Annotated in this window: 15 protein-coding genes and 1 pseudogene; 8 read left to right on the top strand and 8 right to left on the bottom strand. The window is 71.4% G+C overall.

Translation table 11 applies throughout. The features are described from left to right. Positions 1-1,156: 1,156 nt before the first annotated feature. Both sepH and thpR read left to right on the top strand, forming a co-directional pair. A complete protein-coding gene (sepH, locus tag OHA21_RS41215) occupies positions 1,157-2,200 on the top strand; it encodes a septation protein SepH (protein ID WP_328464596.1) in 1,044 nt (347 codons plus the stop codon). Between the two features lie 8 nt (positions 2,201-2,208). Beyond that, entirely contained in the window at positions 2,209-2,700 is a 492-nt protein-coding gene (thpR, locus tag OHA21_RS41210) for an RNA 2',3'-cyclic phosphodiesterase (RefSeq protein WP_328464594.1), read from the top strand. On the opposite strand, the gene OHA21_RS41205 is transcribed toward thpR, so the two are convergent. After that, positions 2,659-3,255, bottom strand: coding sequence for a TetR/AcrR family transcriptional regulator (locus OHA21_RS41205; protein ID WP_328464592.1), 597 nt, complete (start codon positions 3,253-3,255; stop codon positions 2,659-2,661). The two genes, thpR and OHA21_RS41205, sit on opposite strands and share 42 nt — an antisense overlap. A 54-nt stretch (positions 3,256-3,309) precedes the next feature. Here OHA21_RS41205 and OHA21_RS41200 point away from each other — a divergent pair, with 54 nt between their 5' ends. Further along, positions 3,310-3,678 (top strand): hypothetical protein, encoded by a 369-nt coding sequence (locus OHA21_RS41200; protein ID WP_328464590.1) that lies wholly within the window; start codon positions 3,310-3,312, stop codon positions 3,676-3,678. Here OHA21_RS41200 and OHA21_RS41195 read toward each other — a convergent pair. From OHA21_RS41195 to OHA21_RS41180, 4 genes are all read right to left on the bottom strand, one after another. Then, the gene (locus OHA21_RS41195; protein ID WP_328464588.1) at positions 3,624-4,097 is read right to left on the bottom strand and encodes a hypothetical protein; all 474 of its coding nucleotides are present in this window, start codon (positions 4,095-4,097) and stop codon (positions 3,624-3,626) included. The genes OHA21_RS41200 and OHA21_RS41195 overlap by 55 nt on opposite strands. A 141-nt stretch (positions 4,098-4,238) precedes the next feature. Continuing rightward, a complete protein-coding gene (locus OHA21_RS41190; RefSeq protein ID WP_328464586.1) occupies positions 4,239-5,639 on the bottom strand; it encodes an MFS transporter in 1,401 nt (466 codons plus the stop codon). 73 nt (positions 5,640-5,712) lie between these two features. After that, positions 5,713-6,162, bottom strand: coding sequence for a MarR family transcriptional regulator (locus tag OHA21_RS41185; RefSeq protein WP_442874988.1), 450 nt, complete (start codon positions 6,160-6,162; stop codon positions 5,713-5,715). A gap of 107 nt (positions 6,163-6,269) precedes the next feature. Continuing rightward, the gene (locus OHA21_RS41180; RefSeq protein WP_328464584.1) at positions 6,270-7,721 is read right to left on the bottom strand and encodes an NCS2 family permease; all 1,452 of its coding nucleotides are present in this window, start codon (positions 7,719-7,721) and stop codon (positions 6,270-6,272) included. Between the two features lie 237 nt (positions 7,722-7,958). Here OHA21_RS41180 and OHA21_RS41175 point away from each other — a divergent pair, with 237 nt between their 5' ends. Further along, positions 7,959-8,165, top strand: a complete 207-nt coding sequence (locus OHA21_RS41175) for a DUF2530 domain-containing protein (protein ID WP_328478871.1) — start codon at positions 7,959-7,961, stop codon at positions 8,163-8,165. A 20-nt stretch (positions 8,166-8,185) separates the two neighbouring features. On the opposite strand, the gene OHA21_RS41170 is transcribed toward OHA21_RS41175, so the two are convergent. Further along, the gene (locus OHA21_RS41170) at positions 8,186-9,079 is read right to left on the bottom strand and encodes a DUF3027 domain-containing protein (protein WP_328464582.1); all 894 of its coding nucleotides are present in this window, start codon (positions 9,077-9,079) and stop codon (positions 8,186-8,188) included. A gap of 30 nt (positions 9,080-9,109) precedes the next feature. On the opposite strand from OHA21_RS41170, the pseudogene OHA21_RS41165 reads away from it, so the two are divergent. Both OHA21_RS41165 and OHA21_RS41160 read left to right on the top strand, forming a co-directional pair. Continuing rightward, a pseudogene (locus OHA21_RS41165) lies at positions 9,110-10,645 on the top strand (MFS transporter); the annotation flags it as partial. Between the two features lie 710 nt (positions 10,646-11,355). Beyond that, entirely contained in the window at positions 11,356-11,988 is a 633-nt protein-coding gene (locus OHA21_RS41160) for a futalosine hydrolase (RefSeq protein ID WP_328464578.1), read from the top strand. Positions 11,989-12,422: 434 nt separating this feature from the next. On the opposite strand, the gene OHA21_RS41155 is transcribed toward OHA21_RS41160, so the two are convergent. Continuing rightward, positions 12,423-13,925, bottom strand: a complete 1,503-nt coding sequence (locus tag OHA21_RS41155) for a hypothetical protein (RefSeq protein ID WP_328464576.1) — start codon at positions 13,923-13,925, stop codon at positions 12,423-12,425. Positions 13,926-13,965: 40 nt separating this feature from the next. On the opposite strand from OHA21_RS41155, the gene OHA21_RS41150 reads away from it, so the two are divergent. Then, positions 13,966-15,144 carry an MFS transporter gene (locus tag OHA21_RS41150; RefSeq protein ID WP_328464574.1) on the top strand — a complete coding sequence of 393 codons (1,179 nt, stop codon included), beginning with the start codon at positions 13,966-13,968 and terminating at the stop codon, positions 15,142-15,144. 111 nt (positions 15,145-15,255) lie between these two features. After that, on the top strand, positions 15,256-15,867 hold the full coding sequence (locus OHA21_RS41145; protein ID WP_328464572.1) for a TetR/AcrR family transcriptional regulator: 612 nt from the start codon (positions 15,256-15,258) through the stop codon (positions 15,865-15,867). Here the strand turns inward: OHA21_RS41145 and OHA21_RS41140 are convergent. Then, positions 15,852-17,183, bottom strand: coding sequence for a GH1 family beta-glucosidase (locus OHA21_RS41140; RefSeq protein ID WP_328464570.1), 1,332 nt, complete (start codon positions 17,181-17,183; stop codon positions 15,852-15,854). The two genes, OHA21_RS41145 and OHA21_RS41140, sit on opposite strands and share 16 nt — an antisense overlap. Positions 17,184-17,185 lie beyond the last annotated feature (2 nt).

Below are 17,185 nucleotides of genomic sequence, written 5' to 3'. Positions count from 1 at the left end.
CCGGCCCGGCCTTCTCCACTGGCCAACCACTCCGGCCCGGCCTTCTCCACTGGTCAACCATTCCGGTCGGCCCGGCCTTCTCCGCTGGTCAACCATTCCGGTCGGCCCGGCCTTCGGGCCGACCCGGCCATACCCACGAGCGCGGCCTGCCCTCCGCGGCAGCGTGCCACCCAGCCCGAACGCCCAGGCCGGAGATGCACGACCCCGGGAGCTCCGCGCGCCCCTCCGCCTGCCCTCTCGCGCGCTTGCGTCCCACACTCTTGCGCTTCTGCCCTCGCGCCTTCCTCCCTCGCGCCTTCCGCCCTCCGCGGCTTCCGCCCTCCGCGCCTCCACCCTTGCGGCTTCCGCCGTCCGCGCCTCCACCCTTGCGGCTTCCGCCCTCCGCGCCTTCCGCTGTGCGCTGCCCGCGGCCCACACCTTCCGCCGCCCGCGCCTTCCGCCGCCCGCGCCTTCCGCTGTGCGCTGCCCGCGGCCCACACCTTCCGCCGCCCGCGCCTTCCGCCGCCCACACCTTCCGCCGCCCGCGCCTTCCGCCGCCCGCGCCTTCCGCCGCCCGCCGCCCGCCGCCCGCCGCCCGCCGCCCGCCGCCCGCCGCCACGGTGATCTTGTGGCTTAAACCACCCAATGGTGTGGCTAAAAGCTCAAGATTCTTACGGCGCGCAGATCTTGGGCGATTGTGCACCGCGGGGTGTGGCTTAAAGCCCAAGATCGCGGCCAGAAGTGACGACGCCACGCCGCAGGCACGCCACGCCGCAGGCACGCCACGCCGCAGGCACGCCACGCCGCAGGCACGCCACGCCGCAGGCGTGCAGCGGCGCGGGCGTGCAGCGGCACGGCGCGCAGCGCGGGAGGTTGGCCGCGGCAGACCGCTCAAGACCGGCGGCGGCCCTGGAGGCCCGGCATGGCAGATGGTCGCTCCGGAGGGGCGTGACAGGGCTCATTCGGGTTGACTACCCGACACCCGTACCAATAAAAGGGTTTGCTGGGTTTGAATGGATCACGCATTGCGGAACTTGAAGATCATCATCGCTGGTCAGCTACTTTGACGGCGTGGCTTACCCCCATAGGGTGACCAAGGCGCGTACCGTGTTCCGAAACGCGCCCGGGTGGCTGACTCTCGGGAGCACAGGCCAACGCGACGGGACGGAGGCAACGCATGCGGCCGGTACGCTTCGTCGCCCTCTCCGAGGACGGTCAGGCCCTGGTGCTCGCCGACGAGGTCGGCCGGCTCCTGGCCCTCCCCATCGACGACCGGATCTCCGGGGCGCTCAACGACGGCCCCGCCACTCCGGGTACGACGTTGGCGGTCATGGCCCCGGAGACGGCGCCCTCGTTGTCCCCTCGGGACATTCAGGCACGCATCCGCCAGGGTGAGTCCGCCGAGGATGTGGCACGGATTGCCGGGGTGCCGGTCGATCGGGTGCTGCGTTACGCCGGCCCGGTGTTGCAGGAGCGCGCCATGCTGGCGCAGCACGCGCGCCGCACCCGGCTGAAGACGTCGGATTCCGGGCAGCCGCTCGCCGAGGTGGTGGACAGCCGGCTCGCGCAGCACGGCATCGACACCGAGAAGATCTCGTGGGACGCGTTCCGCAAGGACGACGGCGCCTGGCGCATCGTCGCCACGTGGCCTTCCGGCAAGGCCACCGCGCAGGCCATCTGGGACCTCGACAAGGGCCGCCAGGTGGTCTCCCCGCACGACGACATGGCGCAATATCTGTGTGCCGAGCGCCCCACCCAGATCCTCGGGCAGGAGCCCGCTCCGGAGCGCGGCGGCCACGGCCTGCCCGGTCCGGCGCGCAGCACCGAGCCAAGTCGTGGCGGCCACGGCCTGCCGAGCGCCGACCCGGCGCCGACCCGGCCCAACCGTGATCCGATCCGAGCCGGGCGCGATGCCCTGCTCGCGTCGCTCGACCGGCCGATCGAGGGCAGTTCCGGCCGTCCGATCGAGCGCCGTCCGGTTGCCGGTGGCGCTGCGGCGCTGCTCGGCGGTGGTTCCGGTTCTGCTTTCGACGACGACGCCGACCTGCCGAAAGAGGTTCCGGCCGTGCCGTCGCTGGCGGTTCTGCGGCCGCGCCGCACGGTGGGTCAGCCCGCCGCGGCAAACTCCGAGGCCGAGGAGAGCAGCAAGCCGCGTAAGCGGCTGCCGAGCTGGGACGACGTGCTGTTCGGGGGCGGCCCGGCGGCCCGGGAGTCTTCCTGAGCCTGTTCGTGGCCGTCTTCCCGTCGGAGGACGCCCGGCTCGACCTGCAGCGCCGGCTGCCGTCTGGCAGCCGGCACACCCGCCCGGAGAAATGGCATGTCACGGTGGCCTTTCTGGGCGAGATCACCGGTACGGACGAGGTCGCCCACACCCTGCAATCAGTGCCGCCGCCTGAGCCGTTCACGCTGCGGCTGGCCGGTGGTGGCCGGTTCGGTTCGGTGCTCTGGGTCGGCTTGGCCGGCGATGTCGAGGCGCTGGCGTCGTTGCGGGCCGATATCGGTTCGGCCGGCATCCCGATCGATGACCGCCCGTTCCGCCCGCATCTGACGGTCTCCTACCGCTTTGATCGGCGCATCGTGGAGGCTTTGCACGACTACGCCGGCCCGTCCTGGCCGGTGACCGAGTTCTCCCTGGTCCAGAGCGCGGCGGGCAAGTATCACTGCCTACAGAGCTGGCCGTCAGCCGGCTTCCGCCCGGATGCCGTTGATCATGAGGCGTAGGCCGTAGCGGAACTGTTCCGACGAGCCGACCACCGGCAGTTCCGCGCCGGGCATCCCGGGCAGCGCCTGGCTGACCTGGTGCCAGCGTGCATCGCGCGCTCCCGCGTTGACCGCCATGGCCAGCGCCGCCGCCACATAGGCGATCAGCGCCTGCACGGCATGAACCACCCCGGACGGTGACAGTCCGGCCTCCGCCAGGGCTCGGGTGAGTTCACCCGCCAGCCGCAGCCCGTGCGGCCCGAGCGGCGGCCGCGACGCGATGTGGGCCGCGACACCCGGATGCCGCAGCGCCGCCTCCCGCACCGAGGTCAGGATTCCGCGGACCCGCTCGTCCCAGCCCGTCGAAGGACCGGGCACCGGGACGTCGGCCAGCGCCAGGTCGGCGACCGCGTCCAGCAGCGCCTCCCGGTTCGGGAAGTGCCGGTAGATCGCCATCGGGTCGCAGCTCAGGTCGGCGGCGATCCGGCGCATGGACATCGACGCCGGGCCCTCCCGGTCACCGAGCCGCAGTGCAACCTCGGCAATCAGCACGGGTGTCAGCGATCGTTTCGGCACGCGCCGCAGTCTACGCCGTAGACAAGCTGGCCCGGTCGTGTCTACGGTGTAGACATGCGACTCCTCCTCGTGGGCCGCGTCGCCGCGGCCGTCCTGAGCCTGAGCACCTTCGTCTTCCTCTTCCTGCACGACTCCTGGCGCCGGGACAACATGTTCCTGGTCCCCGACCTGATCCTGTGCGGGATCCTGCTGATCGGCGCGCTCCTGCCGGATCGGTCGGCCGTGGCCACCCTCACGGTCGGGTTCGGGTACGCGGCCGGGGTCCTGTCGACCTCGGTCCTGTCCTACGCGGTCCGCAGCGAGTTCGGGCTGCCCAGCCTGGTCGGCGCCGTCATCGCGGCCGTCCTGGCCGGGGCGCTCGCACATGATCAGCGGAGGTCGCGCCCCGAGCGGCGCAGCGTCAGCCCGGCCGCCTCGAGCTGACCCTCGACGCGGACGCGCTCGATCTCCCGGTCCACCCCGTCCAGGGGCTGCAGGTGCTCGGTCACGCCGAGGCAGCGGCAGGCCAGTTGGAGCCGAGCATCGTACGCCCGGAGCACCGCGGCGAGCCACACCGCGGAGTACCGGGTCGGGCCGCTGCGGCGCTGCTGGTCGAGGCGGCGCAGGTCGTACGCAATCTGCTCGATGGTGGGATCGTCCAGCGTGGCCAGGCGGGGGCCCGGGTCGAGGACCCGCAGGGTCCGGTCGAGCCGGCGCAGCGCGCGCAGCTCCTGGCGACCACGACGGGTGAACAGCCGGCGCATCTGCCGGGTGTCGGGGTCGAGGAGGGCGGCGGCCGCGCACGGCAGTATCAGCAGCGCCGAGAGCGCCGCCGAGAGCACAGCAATGTGCGCGATTGCCACGGATTCGACGCTAGGCGCTGCCCGGGCGGGCCGGAATACCCGTTCGGCGGAGGGCTTCTGCCAGCTTCACCGCCGACGGCACGGATCTTGACGAGTTCGGCTCCCGGGAGGGACGAAATCGCCAAGATCGTGCAATCCGGGTCAGACCCGAGCTACCGGTTCGGACCGGGCAAGAGGCTCAGCATGCGCGCGAGGCCCGTCGGCCGACCGCGGCCGGATCCCACCGGCACCGGGCTGCGGCCGGGCCTCGCCGGGCTCGACCTCGACCGCCGCCGGTGCCGGGATGCGGCGCACACTCAACCGCGGCCGCATCCGGACCTCCATCCGGTCCCCGCTGGCCCGCAGCTGCCAGGCCAGCGCGCCGAGCGCGGCGACGAAGCTGACCAGCCCGGCCACCCAGATGCTCGACGGCACCCCGAAGTGCTCGCCCCACCAACCGGCCAGCGTCGCGCCGATCGGGGTCGTGCCGAGGAAGACCAGCACGTAGAGGGCCATCACCCGGCCCCGGTACTCCGGGTCGACGCCCATCTGCACCCGGTGGTTGGCGCCCTGGGCCAGGTAGATCGAGAAGAAGCCGGTCGGCACCAGCAGCAGCGCGGCGACGGTGAAGTTGGGCGCGAACCCGACCGAGACCTCGAAGAGGCCGAAGAGCACGGCCGCACCGATCACTTTGTAGACGCTGGGCCGGGTCCGGCGCCGGGTCCCGGCCAGCGCGCCGCCGAGCGAGCCGATCGCCAGTGCCGTGGTGAGCAGGCCGAACGAGGACGGGCCGGCGTCGAAGTTGATTTTGGCGAGGGCGGCCAGGGTGACCGGGAAGTTGAAGCCGATCATGCCGATCACGGCCATCAGGCAGATCGGTAGCAGCAGGTCGTGCCGCTTCCCGACGTACCGCAGGCCGTCGATCACGCGGGTGCTGGCGCCGCTCCGGCGCTCGGTGCGGATCAGGTCGGCCGGGCGCATCCGCAGGTAGGTGAAGACCGGGGCGACCGCCAACGCCGTCGAGATCAGGAACACGCCGGGGGTGGAGAGCACCGCGAGCAGCACGCCGGCCAGCGCCGGACCGCTGATCCGGGCGGTGTTGAAGGTCGCCGCGGAGAGCGCAAGCGCGTTCGGCAGCAGCCGCAACTCGACCAGCTCGGAGACGAACGCTTGCCGCACCGGAGTCTCGACCGCGTTCGCTATACCGAGCAGCAAGGCGAAGACGAAGACGTGCCAGAGCTCCACCACACCACTGGTGACCAGCACGGCGAAGGCGATCGCGAACGCCGCGAACGCGGCGTTCGCCCAGATCAGCAGCTTGCGCTTGTCATACCGGTCGGCCAGGCGACCACTCCAGAGAGTGAGGACCATGACGGGTACGAATTGCAGCGCCGTAACCATTCCCAGAGCGCCCGGGGAGTTGTCGGAGAGTTCGAGCACCAGCCAGTCCTGGGCCGTGAACATCATCCACACGCCGATCAGCTTCACCAGCTGCCCGCCGGCAAAGAGGCGGTAGTTCGGGACCTGCAGGGATCGGAATGTGGAGTTCAGGCCTGCCCGCACGTGGCTGCGCCCCCTCGAGTTCGGTCGTACGCGTCATCGTCGTGTGACGAAGCGGAACGACCTTGGGTTGGGCTCAGCCCCGGGCGAGACGCTGCAGAATCTCCGCAGCCTGCGCCAGGGTGGCCCGTTCCTCGGGGGTAAGCCGGTCCAGTTCCCTGGCCAACCATTCGTTACGTGCCCGCTCGTGCAGTGCATACACCGCCCGGCCCTCGTCGGTGGCGGCCAGGATGACTTGGCGCCCGTCGGTGGGATGGGGTGTCCGCGCCACCAGTCCGCGCTCCTCCAGCTTGCCGACGATCTTGGTCATCGTCGGTGGCTGGACCCGCTCCACATCAGCGAGCTCACGAGGAGTCAGCGCACCGGCCAGTTGGAGGCTGGTCAGGGCGGAGAGCTGACTGAACGTGAGATCGCCGACCGGACGGGCCTGGCGAACTCGGCGGCTGAGTCGGGTGATCGCGTCCCGCAGCGTCTTGGCCAGCGGTTCCGCTGTCGCACGCTCCGTCGTCACCACCCGCTCCATCACGATACTTAGCCTAGCTAATGAGCATGGCTAACGACATCTGAAATGCCTGAGACCACCGTCACCGGCACGTTAGCGCACCCCGGCGACGGTGGTCATCGGCCACGAAACTAGATCAGCCAGGTCTCCAGGGGCCCCCGGGCGAAGTACAGGACGAACAGGGCAGCGACGCCGTACAGGATCGGGTGGATCTCCCGCGCCTTGCCGGTGAAGACCTTCAGCACCACGTACGAGATGATCCCGGCGCCGATGCCGTTGGAGATCGAGTACGTGAACGGCATCAGTGTGATCGCCAGGAAAGCCGGCACCGCGATGGTGTAGTCGGTCCAGTCGATCTGCTTGACCGCGGTCATCATCAGGAAGCCGACCACCACCAGGGCGGTCGAGGCCGCCTCGAACGGCACCACCTTGACCAGCGGCGAGAGGAACATCGCCAGCAGGAACAGCACGCCGGTGACCAGGTTGGCCACACCGGTCCGGGCACCCTCGCCGACACCGGAGGCGCTTTCCACGTACGAGGTGTTGCTGGACACGCTCGCCGCGCCACCGGCCGCCGCGGCGACCGAGTCGACCAGCAGGATCTCCCGGGTACGCGGGGGCATGCCTTCCTTGTCGAGCAGGTCACCCTCCTGCCCGACCGCGACCATCGTGCCCATGGTGTCGAAGAAGTCGGTCACCAGCAGCGTGAAGACGAACATCAGCACGACCAGCCAGCCGGCCGTCGACCACGAGTCGAGCACGTTGAACTGGCCGAGCAGCGACAGGTCCGGAGTGTCGAAGATCTTGTCCGGGATCGCCGGCACGTTGAGCGACCAGCCGTGCGGGTTCTCGATCGACGGGCCGACCTTGGCGATCGCCTCCACGATGATCGCGACCACCGTGGTGCCCAGGATGCCGATCAGGATCGCGCCCTTCACGTTGCGCACGAAGAGCACCAGCGTGAAGAGCAGGCCGATCGCGAAGACCAGCGTCGGCCAGGTCATCAGCTTGCCGCCGAGGCCCAGCTCGACCGGGACGGTGGTGTTGGCGGCGTCCGGGACGCGGTGCACGAAACCCGCGTCGACCAGGCCGATGATCATCAGGAAGAGGCCGATGCCGACGCCGATCGCAGTCTTGAGCTGGGTCGGGACGGCCTTGAACACCGAGGTGCGCAGGCCGGTGAGCACCAGGATGCCGATCAGCACACCCTCGATGACGACCAGGCCCATCGCGTCGGCCCAGGTCATCTCCGGCGCGATCTCGTACGCGACCAGCGCGTTCACGCCCAGACCCGCGGCCAGCGCCAGCGGGAAGCGGGCGACCACACCCATCAGGATCGTCATCAGGCCGGCGACCAGCGCGGTTCCGGCGGCGAGCGCGGCGAGGGGCAGGTGCGCGCCGGTCTTGTCGGCGCCGCCGGCCAGGATCAGCGGGTTCAGCACCACGATGTACGCCATCGTGAAGAACGTGACGACACCACCGCGGATCTCACGGCTGAGCGTGGATCCGCGCTTGGTTATCTCGAAGTACCGATCAAAGCCATTTTTAGGCGTATATGAGGGTGATTCGGTATCTGTAGACATGTGACCTTCCCAGGCAACACCTCATGAGGGGACGCGCGCATGCTTTCAGATGCAACTACTTCGGTAAAAGCGAAGTGATGTTACAACTCTCACGCGCTGCACCGATGCGGTGCGTAATGGCCTTACCCTGTCGGAGTGAGTGACCTGTCTCCCGCCACGCACACCGGCGAACCCCTGCCGGCGGCCCTCGCCGTGGTGACCGGGACGAAACCGCGGCCCGAACCACTGGATCCGCCGATGGTCCCGTTCGCGCTGGCCGGCGACGCCGCCTTCGCGATCGCCCTGCTGATCACCTGGCTGGCCGGTGCGCCGCACGAGTGGGTGATGATCTGCCTCGCCGGGCTCCTCTGGGGTATCCCGGGCACCCTGACCATGGTCGTCCACGATCGGGAGAGGAAACGGCGCCGGGCGCTGACCCACCCGGAGTTCCGCGTAACGGGCTAACAGTGCCCGTAAGCCTGGACCTAGCTGTGCCCGTAGTCCTCGGCCGGCTCGCCCGATTCGACCGAGCCGTGCCCGCGGCTGACCGCCACCGACTCGACCTCGCTGTCGTCGTAGACCGTCGGCAGCTCGTCGACCGCCTGCTCAGGGGTGCTGAGCAGGGCCTCCGAGTGCGCACCGCACCCGTGGTCGGCGCTGACCGCGCGGCCGTCGTCCGGCGCGTACAGGTTGCCGCAGACGCCGAACATCTGCCGCAGCCGCCCGGCGAGCGGCAGGTAGAAGCCACAGGTCCCGCAGCGCGCGTTGCGCGGGGCGGCGGCCGAGATCGGCGCCTCCGGACCGGACTCCCCGTCATACCACCGCTGGGCGGTCTCCATCCGGCCCTCGCGGGACATCACCCGGGACCGGCCCAGGCCGAGCTCCCAGGAGACCTCCTCGACCGCCGCGTCGTCACTGAGCACATAGCCCGGGGTGAGCCGGTCGTCGTCCGGAGCGGTCGGCATCAGGTCGCCCACACCGAGGTCGCCGGGCTGCACCCGCTCGTTCCACGGCACCCAGCCGGGCGCGAGCAGCGCGTCGGGGCCGGGCAGCAGCACCGTCTCGCAGACCGTGACGTGCCGGCTGCGGGGGACCCGGGTCACCGTGACCGCCCACCGCCAGCCCTTGTAGCCGTCCAGGTGGCTCTCGAAGAAGTGGGTCACGACGCGGTCGCCCTCGGCGATCGCTTCGAGGTGCTCACCGACGTCGCTCGGGTCCACATCGGTGATGGCACCACGAGCCACCCCGACGGCATCGGCACAGACCTGGTCGAGGCGGGCAGCGCGGGATGCGGTCCTGGAGGTCACCCGCCCATTGTTGCCTACCGAACCCGGTGGCCCGCAACGAGTCCCCAGATACCGGGGCGTGGTAGGGGGCAAGGCTCGCCCACATCAGTCAGGATGGTTCCCATGCCGTTGCTTCCCACACTCGGACGCACCGTCGGCACCGGCATCAGGGCGGTGCGGATGGTGGTGCGCGGTTCGGTGCGCGGCAGCGCCTGGGCCACCCGCCGGGTCGGCTCGGCCCGGGCCCGCGGCGCGGCCAACGAGGTCGGCATGATCCGGCTCTTCGACCTGCACGCGATCTCCTGCGCCGGCGACGCGCTCATCGCGATCGGCCTGGCCGGGACCATCTTCAGCGTCCCGCTCGGCGAGGCCCGCAGCAAGGTGGCCCTCTACCTGCTCATCACGATGGTGCCGTTCGCGCTGCTGGCACCGGTCGTCGGCCCGCTGCTCGACCACTTCCGGCACGGCCGGCGATATGCGCTGGCCACCACCATGCTGGGCCGCGCGTTCCTGGCCTACGTCATGGCCGACAACCTGCTGGGCTGGGGCCTCTACCCGGCCGCTTTCGGGGTGCTGGCGCTCTCCCGGGCGTACGGGGTGGCCCGCTCCGCAGCCGTGCCCCGCCTGCTCCCGGCCGGCGTCGGACTGTCCCAGGTGGGTGCCCGGGCCAGCGTGTACGGGACGTTCGCCGGCATCCTGGTCGCCCCGATCGGCCTGCTCGCCTTCAAGTTCGGGCCACAGTGGCCGCTGCGGGTCGCCACCGTCATCTTCATGATCGGCGTCGTCGTCTCGCTGCGCCTGCCACCCCGCGCCGACTCCGACCCGCCCGAGGCCATGCCCCGCCCCTGGCGCGCGGTGCTCCGGGTGGGCCGCGGCGCCGATCGCCCGCTCGCCAACCGGCTCGTCCTGGCCACCCTGATCGGCAGCGCCAGCCTGCGGCTGCTCTACGGCTTCCTGCTGCTCTTCCTGACCTTCGCGATCATGGGCAACGACCTGAACACCACCGTCTTCGGCGCCGAACTCAGCCGCGGCGCCGCCGTCGGCGTGGTCGGCGCGGCCCTGGCCCTGGGCACCTTCCTGTCCACCGCAGCCGGCACCGGCCTGACCATCCGCCGCCCGCTGGCCCTGCAGTCCAGCGGCCTGGTGCTCACCGCCGGCGTGGCCGTGCTGGCCACGATCTTCTACAACCTCGCGACGGTCACCCTGCTGGCGCTGTTCACCGCGATCTTCAGCGGGATCGCCAAGCTGGCGGTGGACGCCAGCATCCAGGAACGGGTACCGGAGAAACTGCGGGCCACCGCGTTCGCCCATTCCGAGACGGTGCTCATGCTCGCCTGGGTGGCCGGCGGCGGCATCGGCCTGATCCCGCTGACCGGCCGGTTCGGCATCGCACTCGCCGCGGTGCTGGCGGTGCTCGGCGCGGGTCGCGCGGCGTGGGCTGCCGCCCGCATGCACAACGAACGCCTGGCCGGGCGTCCCGACGCCGAGGCAGCCACCGACCCGAACCGTCGCGATGACGATGCTGTGGTCGAGCTCAAAGACTTGGAAGACCCTCCGGAGTACGGTCCTGGCGTCGATCCTCACTCCGGTCTTGGCTCTCATGCCGGACCCGGCTCTGGCCTTCATTCCGGCCCTCGATCCGGCGTTGGCGCTGGCCCTCGTTCCGGCGCTGGCGCTGGCCCTCGTTCCGGCGCCGGCTTCGATCCGGGGGACGGCCCGGATTCGGCACTGCCCGCTGACCCGTGGCCGGACGCGCCCACCGTGCCGGGGCCGAGCAGCGCACCACCGCAGCGTCGCTCCCCCGCCACCCGCGGAACCACGGGCGGATCCGACCCGCGCCACACCGACAGCACATCGCAGGGCCGCGGATCGCGCACCAACGGCGAGCCCAGCAAAGCCGGCGGGATCGGGGACCGCCGCGCTCCGGACCGTTCTGTCGAGGCCAACCCAGGCGCCGAATCGGGTCGCCGGGGCCGCTCTGTTCAGACCAGTCAGGGAGTCGGCGCCGAATCAGCGGAGTCCCGAGGGCTGGATCCGACGTTGGTGGAGCCACCGGCCGTCCGGAAGTGGTGGCGCGGGTGGCGCGAGGACAAGCCCGCCGACAGCCGCCCGCAGGTGGGAAGCCCGCCGGACGACGAACGGACAGCCCGTTCGGAACGAGGCCCTCGCGACGAACGGCTGAGCCGCGCGGAACGGAGCGCGAGCGAGCAGCGGCCGGCCCATGCCGACCTGGGTGGGAGCGAGGAACGGGCACCGGGTGACAGCGAGCAGCGGGCTGGGGGATCCGCGCCGCCGGGATACCACGTGTACCGGCCGTCCAGCGCTGGTTCGGGTACCCGCAACGGTGAGCCGGGGAGCGGCGAGGAGTCGTGAACGCGTACCCCATCCTGGTGGTGACCGCGGTGGATGCCGAGGCTGACGCCCTTCGTGCGGAGATCGACCCGGCTTTGATCGCGGTCGAGGCCGTAGACGTCGGCCCAGCCGCCGCGGCCGCCGGAACCGCGCGGCTTCTCGCAACCCGCCAGTACCGCGCGGTGCTCAGCGCCGGCATCGCAGGCGGCTTCCCTGGCCGGGCCCCGGTCGGCGGCACTGTGCTCGCTGTCCGCAGCATCGCAGCCGACCTGGGCGCCGAAACCCCCGACGGCTTCCTGCCGGTCGAGGAACTCGGATTCGGCACCAGCGTCCTGGAATGCGATCCGATGCTGGTCAAAGCCTTGCGCAGCGCCTTGCCCGAGGCCATCGTCGGCGATGTCCTCACGCTCAGCACGGTCACCGGCACGGCCGCGACCACCGATCGGCTCGCGGCTCGTTTCCCGCAGGCTGTCGCCGAGGCCATGGAGGGGTACGGCGTGGCCAGCGCCGCCGCCGGTGCCGGCGTTCCGTTCGCTGAGCTGCGCACCATCTCCAACCCGATCGGCCCCCGAGACCGCGCAGCCTGGCGCCTGGCCGATGCGTTCGCGGCCTTACGCGCTGCCGCGCCCGCACTGACCACACTCCCCTGAGCGCGCGGTATCCCTACCCGGGGGCTCGCCTTGCCAACCGCGAAACCCGGGCCACCCCGCACCCCGCACCCCGCACCCCGCACCCCGCACCCCGCACCCCGCACCCCGCACCCCGCACCCCGCACCCCGCACCCCGCACCCCGCACCCCGCACCCCGCACCCCGCACCCCGCACCCCGCACCCCGCACCCCGCACCCCGCACCCCGCACCCCGCACCGAGGGAGCGTGGCCAAGCGGATGGGAGAGCAGCGTGCCGCCTGCCGTGTCGGGAGGAAGGTCGTGGGTCGGCCCACGTCCATAACGCACAGCTCGCTGATCCACTAGGGCGGTTTCCGGACTCCGGCTGTGCGTTATGGCTGTCTCCCGAGCTGTGAGGCAGCCATATCGCACAGCTGATTGATCAATAAGGCCGAAAAGGAGGGGTCGGCTGTGAGTTATGCCAGTTGCGGGTCATCAGTAGTCCCTCGGGGCGAGAGCGCGACGGCCGCGCCGGGCCCGCCAAGATCAGCTCGGCTGAGGTCGGCGGGGGTGCGGCGAAAGAGCGGCTCAAGCCGGCGGGAGAGCAGGCCACGGCTGCTACCGACGGAACGGTGGGCCACCACACAGCCGCGCAGCGCCACGCAATGGAACGGCAGCGCAGCGGGTCGGTGCGGTGCGGCGAAGAGCGGTGCCACCCGGCGGAAGAGCGGCGCCACCCAGCGGAAGAGCGGCGCCACCAGGCGGAAGAGCGGGCCACGGCCGCTCACGACGGCACGGCGGCGCAGCGCGCCACCACAGAGCCGCGCGCGCACCACGCGCAATGGCACGGCGGCCTGACTGCGGCGCAGCGGGCGGTGCGACGGCACGGCGGCCACACGGCTGCGTAGCGGGCGGCGCAACGGCGTGGCGGGGCGAAACAGCAGCATGGTGATAGGTCCTGCGAAGGCGAGATTTTGGCAAACGATCGGCATGCGGCCTCGCCGGGCGGCGCCGGTCGTGGTGGCCGTGCCGTCGGCACGCGCCGCGCAGGCGGCACGGGCGACGCAGGCGGCATAGGCGGCGAACGGCACGGGCGGCATAGGCGGGGACGGCACGGGCTGCGCGGAACGGCACAGGCTGCGCGGACCTGCGCAGGCAGGCACGGCACGGGCGGCGCAGGCGGGGACGGCACGGGCGGCGCGGACGGCACGGGCGGGGACGGCACCGGCGGCGCGGACGGCGCAGGCGGAGACGGCACCGGCAGCGCAGACGGCGCAGGCAGGCACAGCACCAGCAGCGCGGACGGCACGGAACGCGCGATCGGCGCGGACGGCACGGAACCCGCGATCGGCGCGGACGGCACGGAACCCGCGATCGGCGCGGACGGCACGGAACGCGCGATCGGCGCGGACGGCACGGAACCCGCGATCGGCGCGGACGGCACGGAACCCGCGATCGGCGCGGACGGCACGGAACCCGCGATCGGCGCGGACGGCACGGAACCCGCGATCGGCGCGGACGGCACGGAACCCGCGATCGGCGCGGACGGCACGGAACCCGCGATCGGCGCGGACGGCACGGAACCCGCGATCGGCGCGGACGGCACGGAACCCGCGATCGGCGCGGACGGCACGGAACCCGCGATCGGCGCGGACGGCACGGAACCCGCGATCGGCGCGGACGGCACGGAACCCGCGATCGGCGCGGACGGCACGGAACCCGCGATCGGCGCGGACGGCACGGAACGCGCGATCGGCGCGGACGGCAAGGAACGCGCGATCGGCGCGGGTGGCGGGCGACTCGGCGGTAGCGGCGACGCGACCCTCGTTGGTGGCTCTGGAGGCTGGGCCGAGAAGCTCACGCGAGCGACGGGACAGGCTGCCCGCACGACCGGCGGCTGCGGGCCCCGTACGCATGAAGGGAAGGCAAGCCGGAACCGTAACCGGCAAGCTGTTGCTGTTGTCGATCGAGAGCGGCATGCTGCGAGCACCATCGCCGCCGACTTCGAAGCGAGGCACGATGACCGACGTGAGCGGGGCTGTGATGCCGGCTGCCGCGCGGGCCCGGCTGATCGGGGCCGGGTATGCCGCGCAGGGGCTCGGGTACGCCGCGGTGGTCACTGCGCTGCCGACCTTCAAGGATCGGCAGGGCATCGATGACACGTTCGTCTCCGCGATCCTGCTTCTGGTCTGTGTCGCTGCGGCCGGTGGGTCGATGCTGGCCGACCGGGTCGCCGCCCGGTGGGGCAGCCGGTATGCGCTGGCGTCCGGCCTGCTGCTGGTGGCGGCGGGGCTGGCGGGCGCCACGGTCGGCACGCCCAACGTGGTCTTCACGGCCATCCTGCTGGCGTACGGTGTCGGCCTCGGCGCGGTCGACGCCTCGCTGAGCATGCAGGGTGTGCTGGTTCAGGCCCGGCTCGGTCGCAGTGTGATGAGCCGGCTCTTCGCCGCCTACACCGCGGCCGCGATCGCCGCCGCGCTGCTCATGTCGGGGATGCTGGCCAGCGGTGCCGGCGCCGCCATCGCGGTGGGTGTGGCCGCCGCGTTCGCTGCGACGATCGGCCTGGTCGGCTGGCGCACCTTCGAACCGGGCCGCACCGAGCGGGTGGCCGCCGTCCACGCCGAAGGCGGCCCGAGCGTGCGCCCGGTCGTCTGGATCTGCGGCATGTTGATCTTCACAGCGTTCCTGGTCGATTCCGCGGTGAGCACGTGGAGCACCGTCTACCTGCAGGATTCGCTCACCGCAGCCGCTTCGGTGGCTCCGCTCGGCTACGCCGCGTACCAGGCTGCCGTACTCGTCAGCCGCCTTGTCGCCGACCACGTGGTGCCGCGCGCCGGCCGTACCCCGATTGCTCTCGGCGCTCTCGCCGTCTGCGGCCTGGGCTGCGCTCTCGTCTCGATTCTGCCGTCGATCGGCGCCGCGGTGACCGGGTTCGCGATCGCCGGCATCGGCGTCGGCGTGCTGGTCCCGCTGGCTTTCAGCGCCGCCGGCGAGGCCGCCGCGCAGAGCAGCGACGAGGTGATCGCCAAGGTCAACCTCTTCAACTACGGCGGCGCGCTGCTCGGCGCGGTCCTGCTCGGCGCCCTTTCCGAACCGGTCGGCCTGCAGGCCGCCTTCCTGATCCCGGTGGTCGCGGTCATAGCCACCCTCCCGCTGGCACGCCGCCTGCGCACGCTGGGCGTCTCGGCCCCGGTTTAACCCTTTTTATCGGTACGGGCTACCAAAGGTCTATCGGCTACCGCGCGAGCCGGGCATCACCCGAGGCCGCAGCGCGGCCGCCGGGAAACGGCAGGTGGCTAAGCTGGCCGCGTGCCAAGGCTGGTGGACCACGAGCGGAGAAGAGCGGAGCTGCTCGCAGCCGCCTGGCGCGTGGTCCGGGCCCGGGGCGTCGAGGGCACGACCACGCGCGCCATCGCCGACGAGGCCGGCTGTTCGCTGAGCGTGCTGGCCCACTTCCTGGGCGGCAAGGACGACATTCTGGTCGCCGCGCAGAAGGCGGTGTACGACCGGATCGTCGAACGCGCCTTCCAGATCGGCAAGAACCTGGACGGCCTGGCCGGTCTGCGCGCCGCACTCGAGGCGGTGCTGCCGATCGACGAGGAACGCGCCGCCGACGCGCACGTCAACGTGGCATTCGCCGGTGCCGCCCTGTCGCATCCCCGGCTGGCCGAGTCCCGGCGGCGCTCGCACCAGGAGATCCGCGGTCACCTGCGCAACTGCCTGCGCGAGGCCCGCGAGCTCGACGAGCTGCGGACCGAGGTCGACGACGAGGCGGTGATCGACGACTTCATCATCCTGGTCGAGGGCAGCACCCTGCTCAGCCTGGTGGACGGCTGGGCCGAGGAGGGACGCGCCGAACGGCTGTCCCGCCTCGCCACCACGTTTGTAGATCAGCTCAGGGTCGATCAGCTCCGGCGCTGAGCCGCGATCAGGTCGCGGTACCAGTACCAGGAGTCCTTGCGGGTCCGGGCGAGGGTTTCCCGGTCCACGTGCACCAGCCCGAACCTCTCGTCGAACCCGGCGGCCCACTCGAAGTTGTCGAGCGCCGACCACACGTAGTAGCCGTCTACGCGTACCCCGGCTTCTTGAGCTGCCGCGACTGCCTGCAGATGCGCCTCCAGGAAGGCGATCCGCTGGTGATCGCGGATCCGGCCGTCCGGGCCGGGCCCGGCGTCGTGGAACGACGCCCCGTTCTCGGTGATCAGCACCGGCGGCAGATTCGGATAGCGGTCCCGCAGCGTCGTCAGGATCTCGGTGAGCCCGGACGGCACGATCGCCCAGCCGAAGTCGGTGCGCTCGTCGCTCTTCACCGGCACGGGCGAGAACGGCAGCCCCTCGGGAATGTCCACTTCGAGCACACCGGAGTAGTCCTTGCCGGCCCGCGGCGCCTCGATCATCGTCGGCTCGTAGTAGTTGACCCCGTAGAAGTCGAGCGGCGCACTGATCACCTCGAGATCCCGGGGATCGCCGATCTCGGCCTGGATCATCTCGTTCGGGTATTCACCGCGCAGCAGCGGATCGGAGAACATCCAGTTGGTGAGGTCGGCGAAGAGCCCGGCCGCGGCCACGTCCGCCGGATCGTCACTGGCCGGCGAGACGGGGAAGTGCTGGTTCGCCACGCCCACCGAGCCGGCCCCGCCCGCCCGCAGTGCCTGGACGGCCAGCCCGTGCGCGAGCAACTGGTGATGGGCGGCCGGCAGCGCCGCCAACCCGAGACCGCGGCCCGGGGCGTGGTCGGTGAGCGCGTAGCCGTACAGGGTGTGGACGCTCATCTCGTTCATGGTGATCCAGTCCCGGACCCGGTCACCGAGCCGCGACACCAGCGTGCCGGCGTAGTCGGCCAGCCGGTACGCGGTGTCCCGGTTCATCCAGCCGCCGGCGTCCTCCAGGTCCTGCGGCAGATCCCAGTGGTAAAGCGTCGGGACCGGCCGCACCCCGGCCTCGAGGATCGCGTCGACCAGCCGGTCGTAGAAGGCGGGATCGGACTGCACCCGGGTCCAGGAGAACGAGAACCGGTAGTCGTGGACCCCGGCGGCGGCGATGTGTTCGACGTCCTCGGCGTACCGGTGATAGTGATCGATCGCCACCCGCCCGTCCTCGCCGTGCCGAACCGTCCCCGGACGCGCCGTGAAGGTGTCCCAGATGCTCGAGCTCTTGCCGTCGGCCGCCCCCTCGATCTGGTAGGCCGAGGTCGCCATGCCGAACCGGAAACCCGGTGGGAACTGGGGATACAACATCT

It is taken from the genome of Actinoplanes sp. NBC_00393 (genome assembly GCF_036053395.1).
Lineage (GTDB): Bacteria > Actinomycetota > Actinomycetes > Mycobacteriales > Micromonosporaceae > Actinoplanes.
The sequence above is the reverse complement of the archived record's forward strand: the minus strand, read 5'-3'. Positions and strand labels throughout refer to the sequence as shown.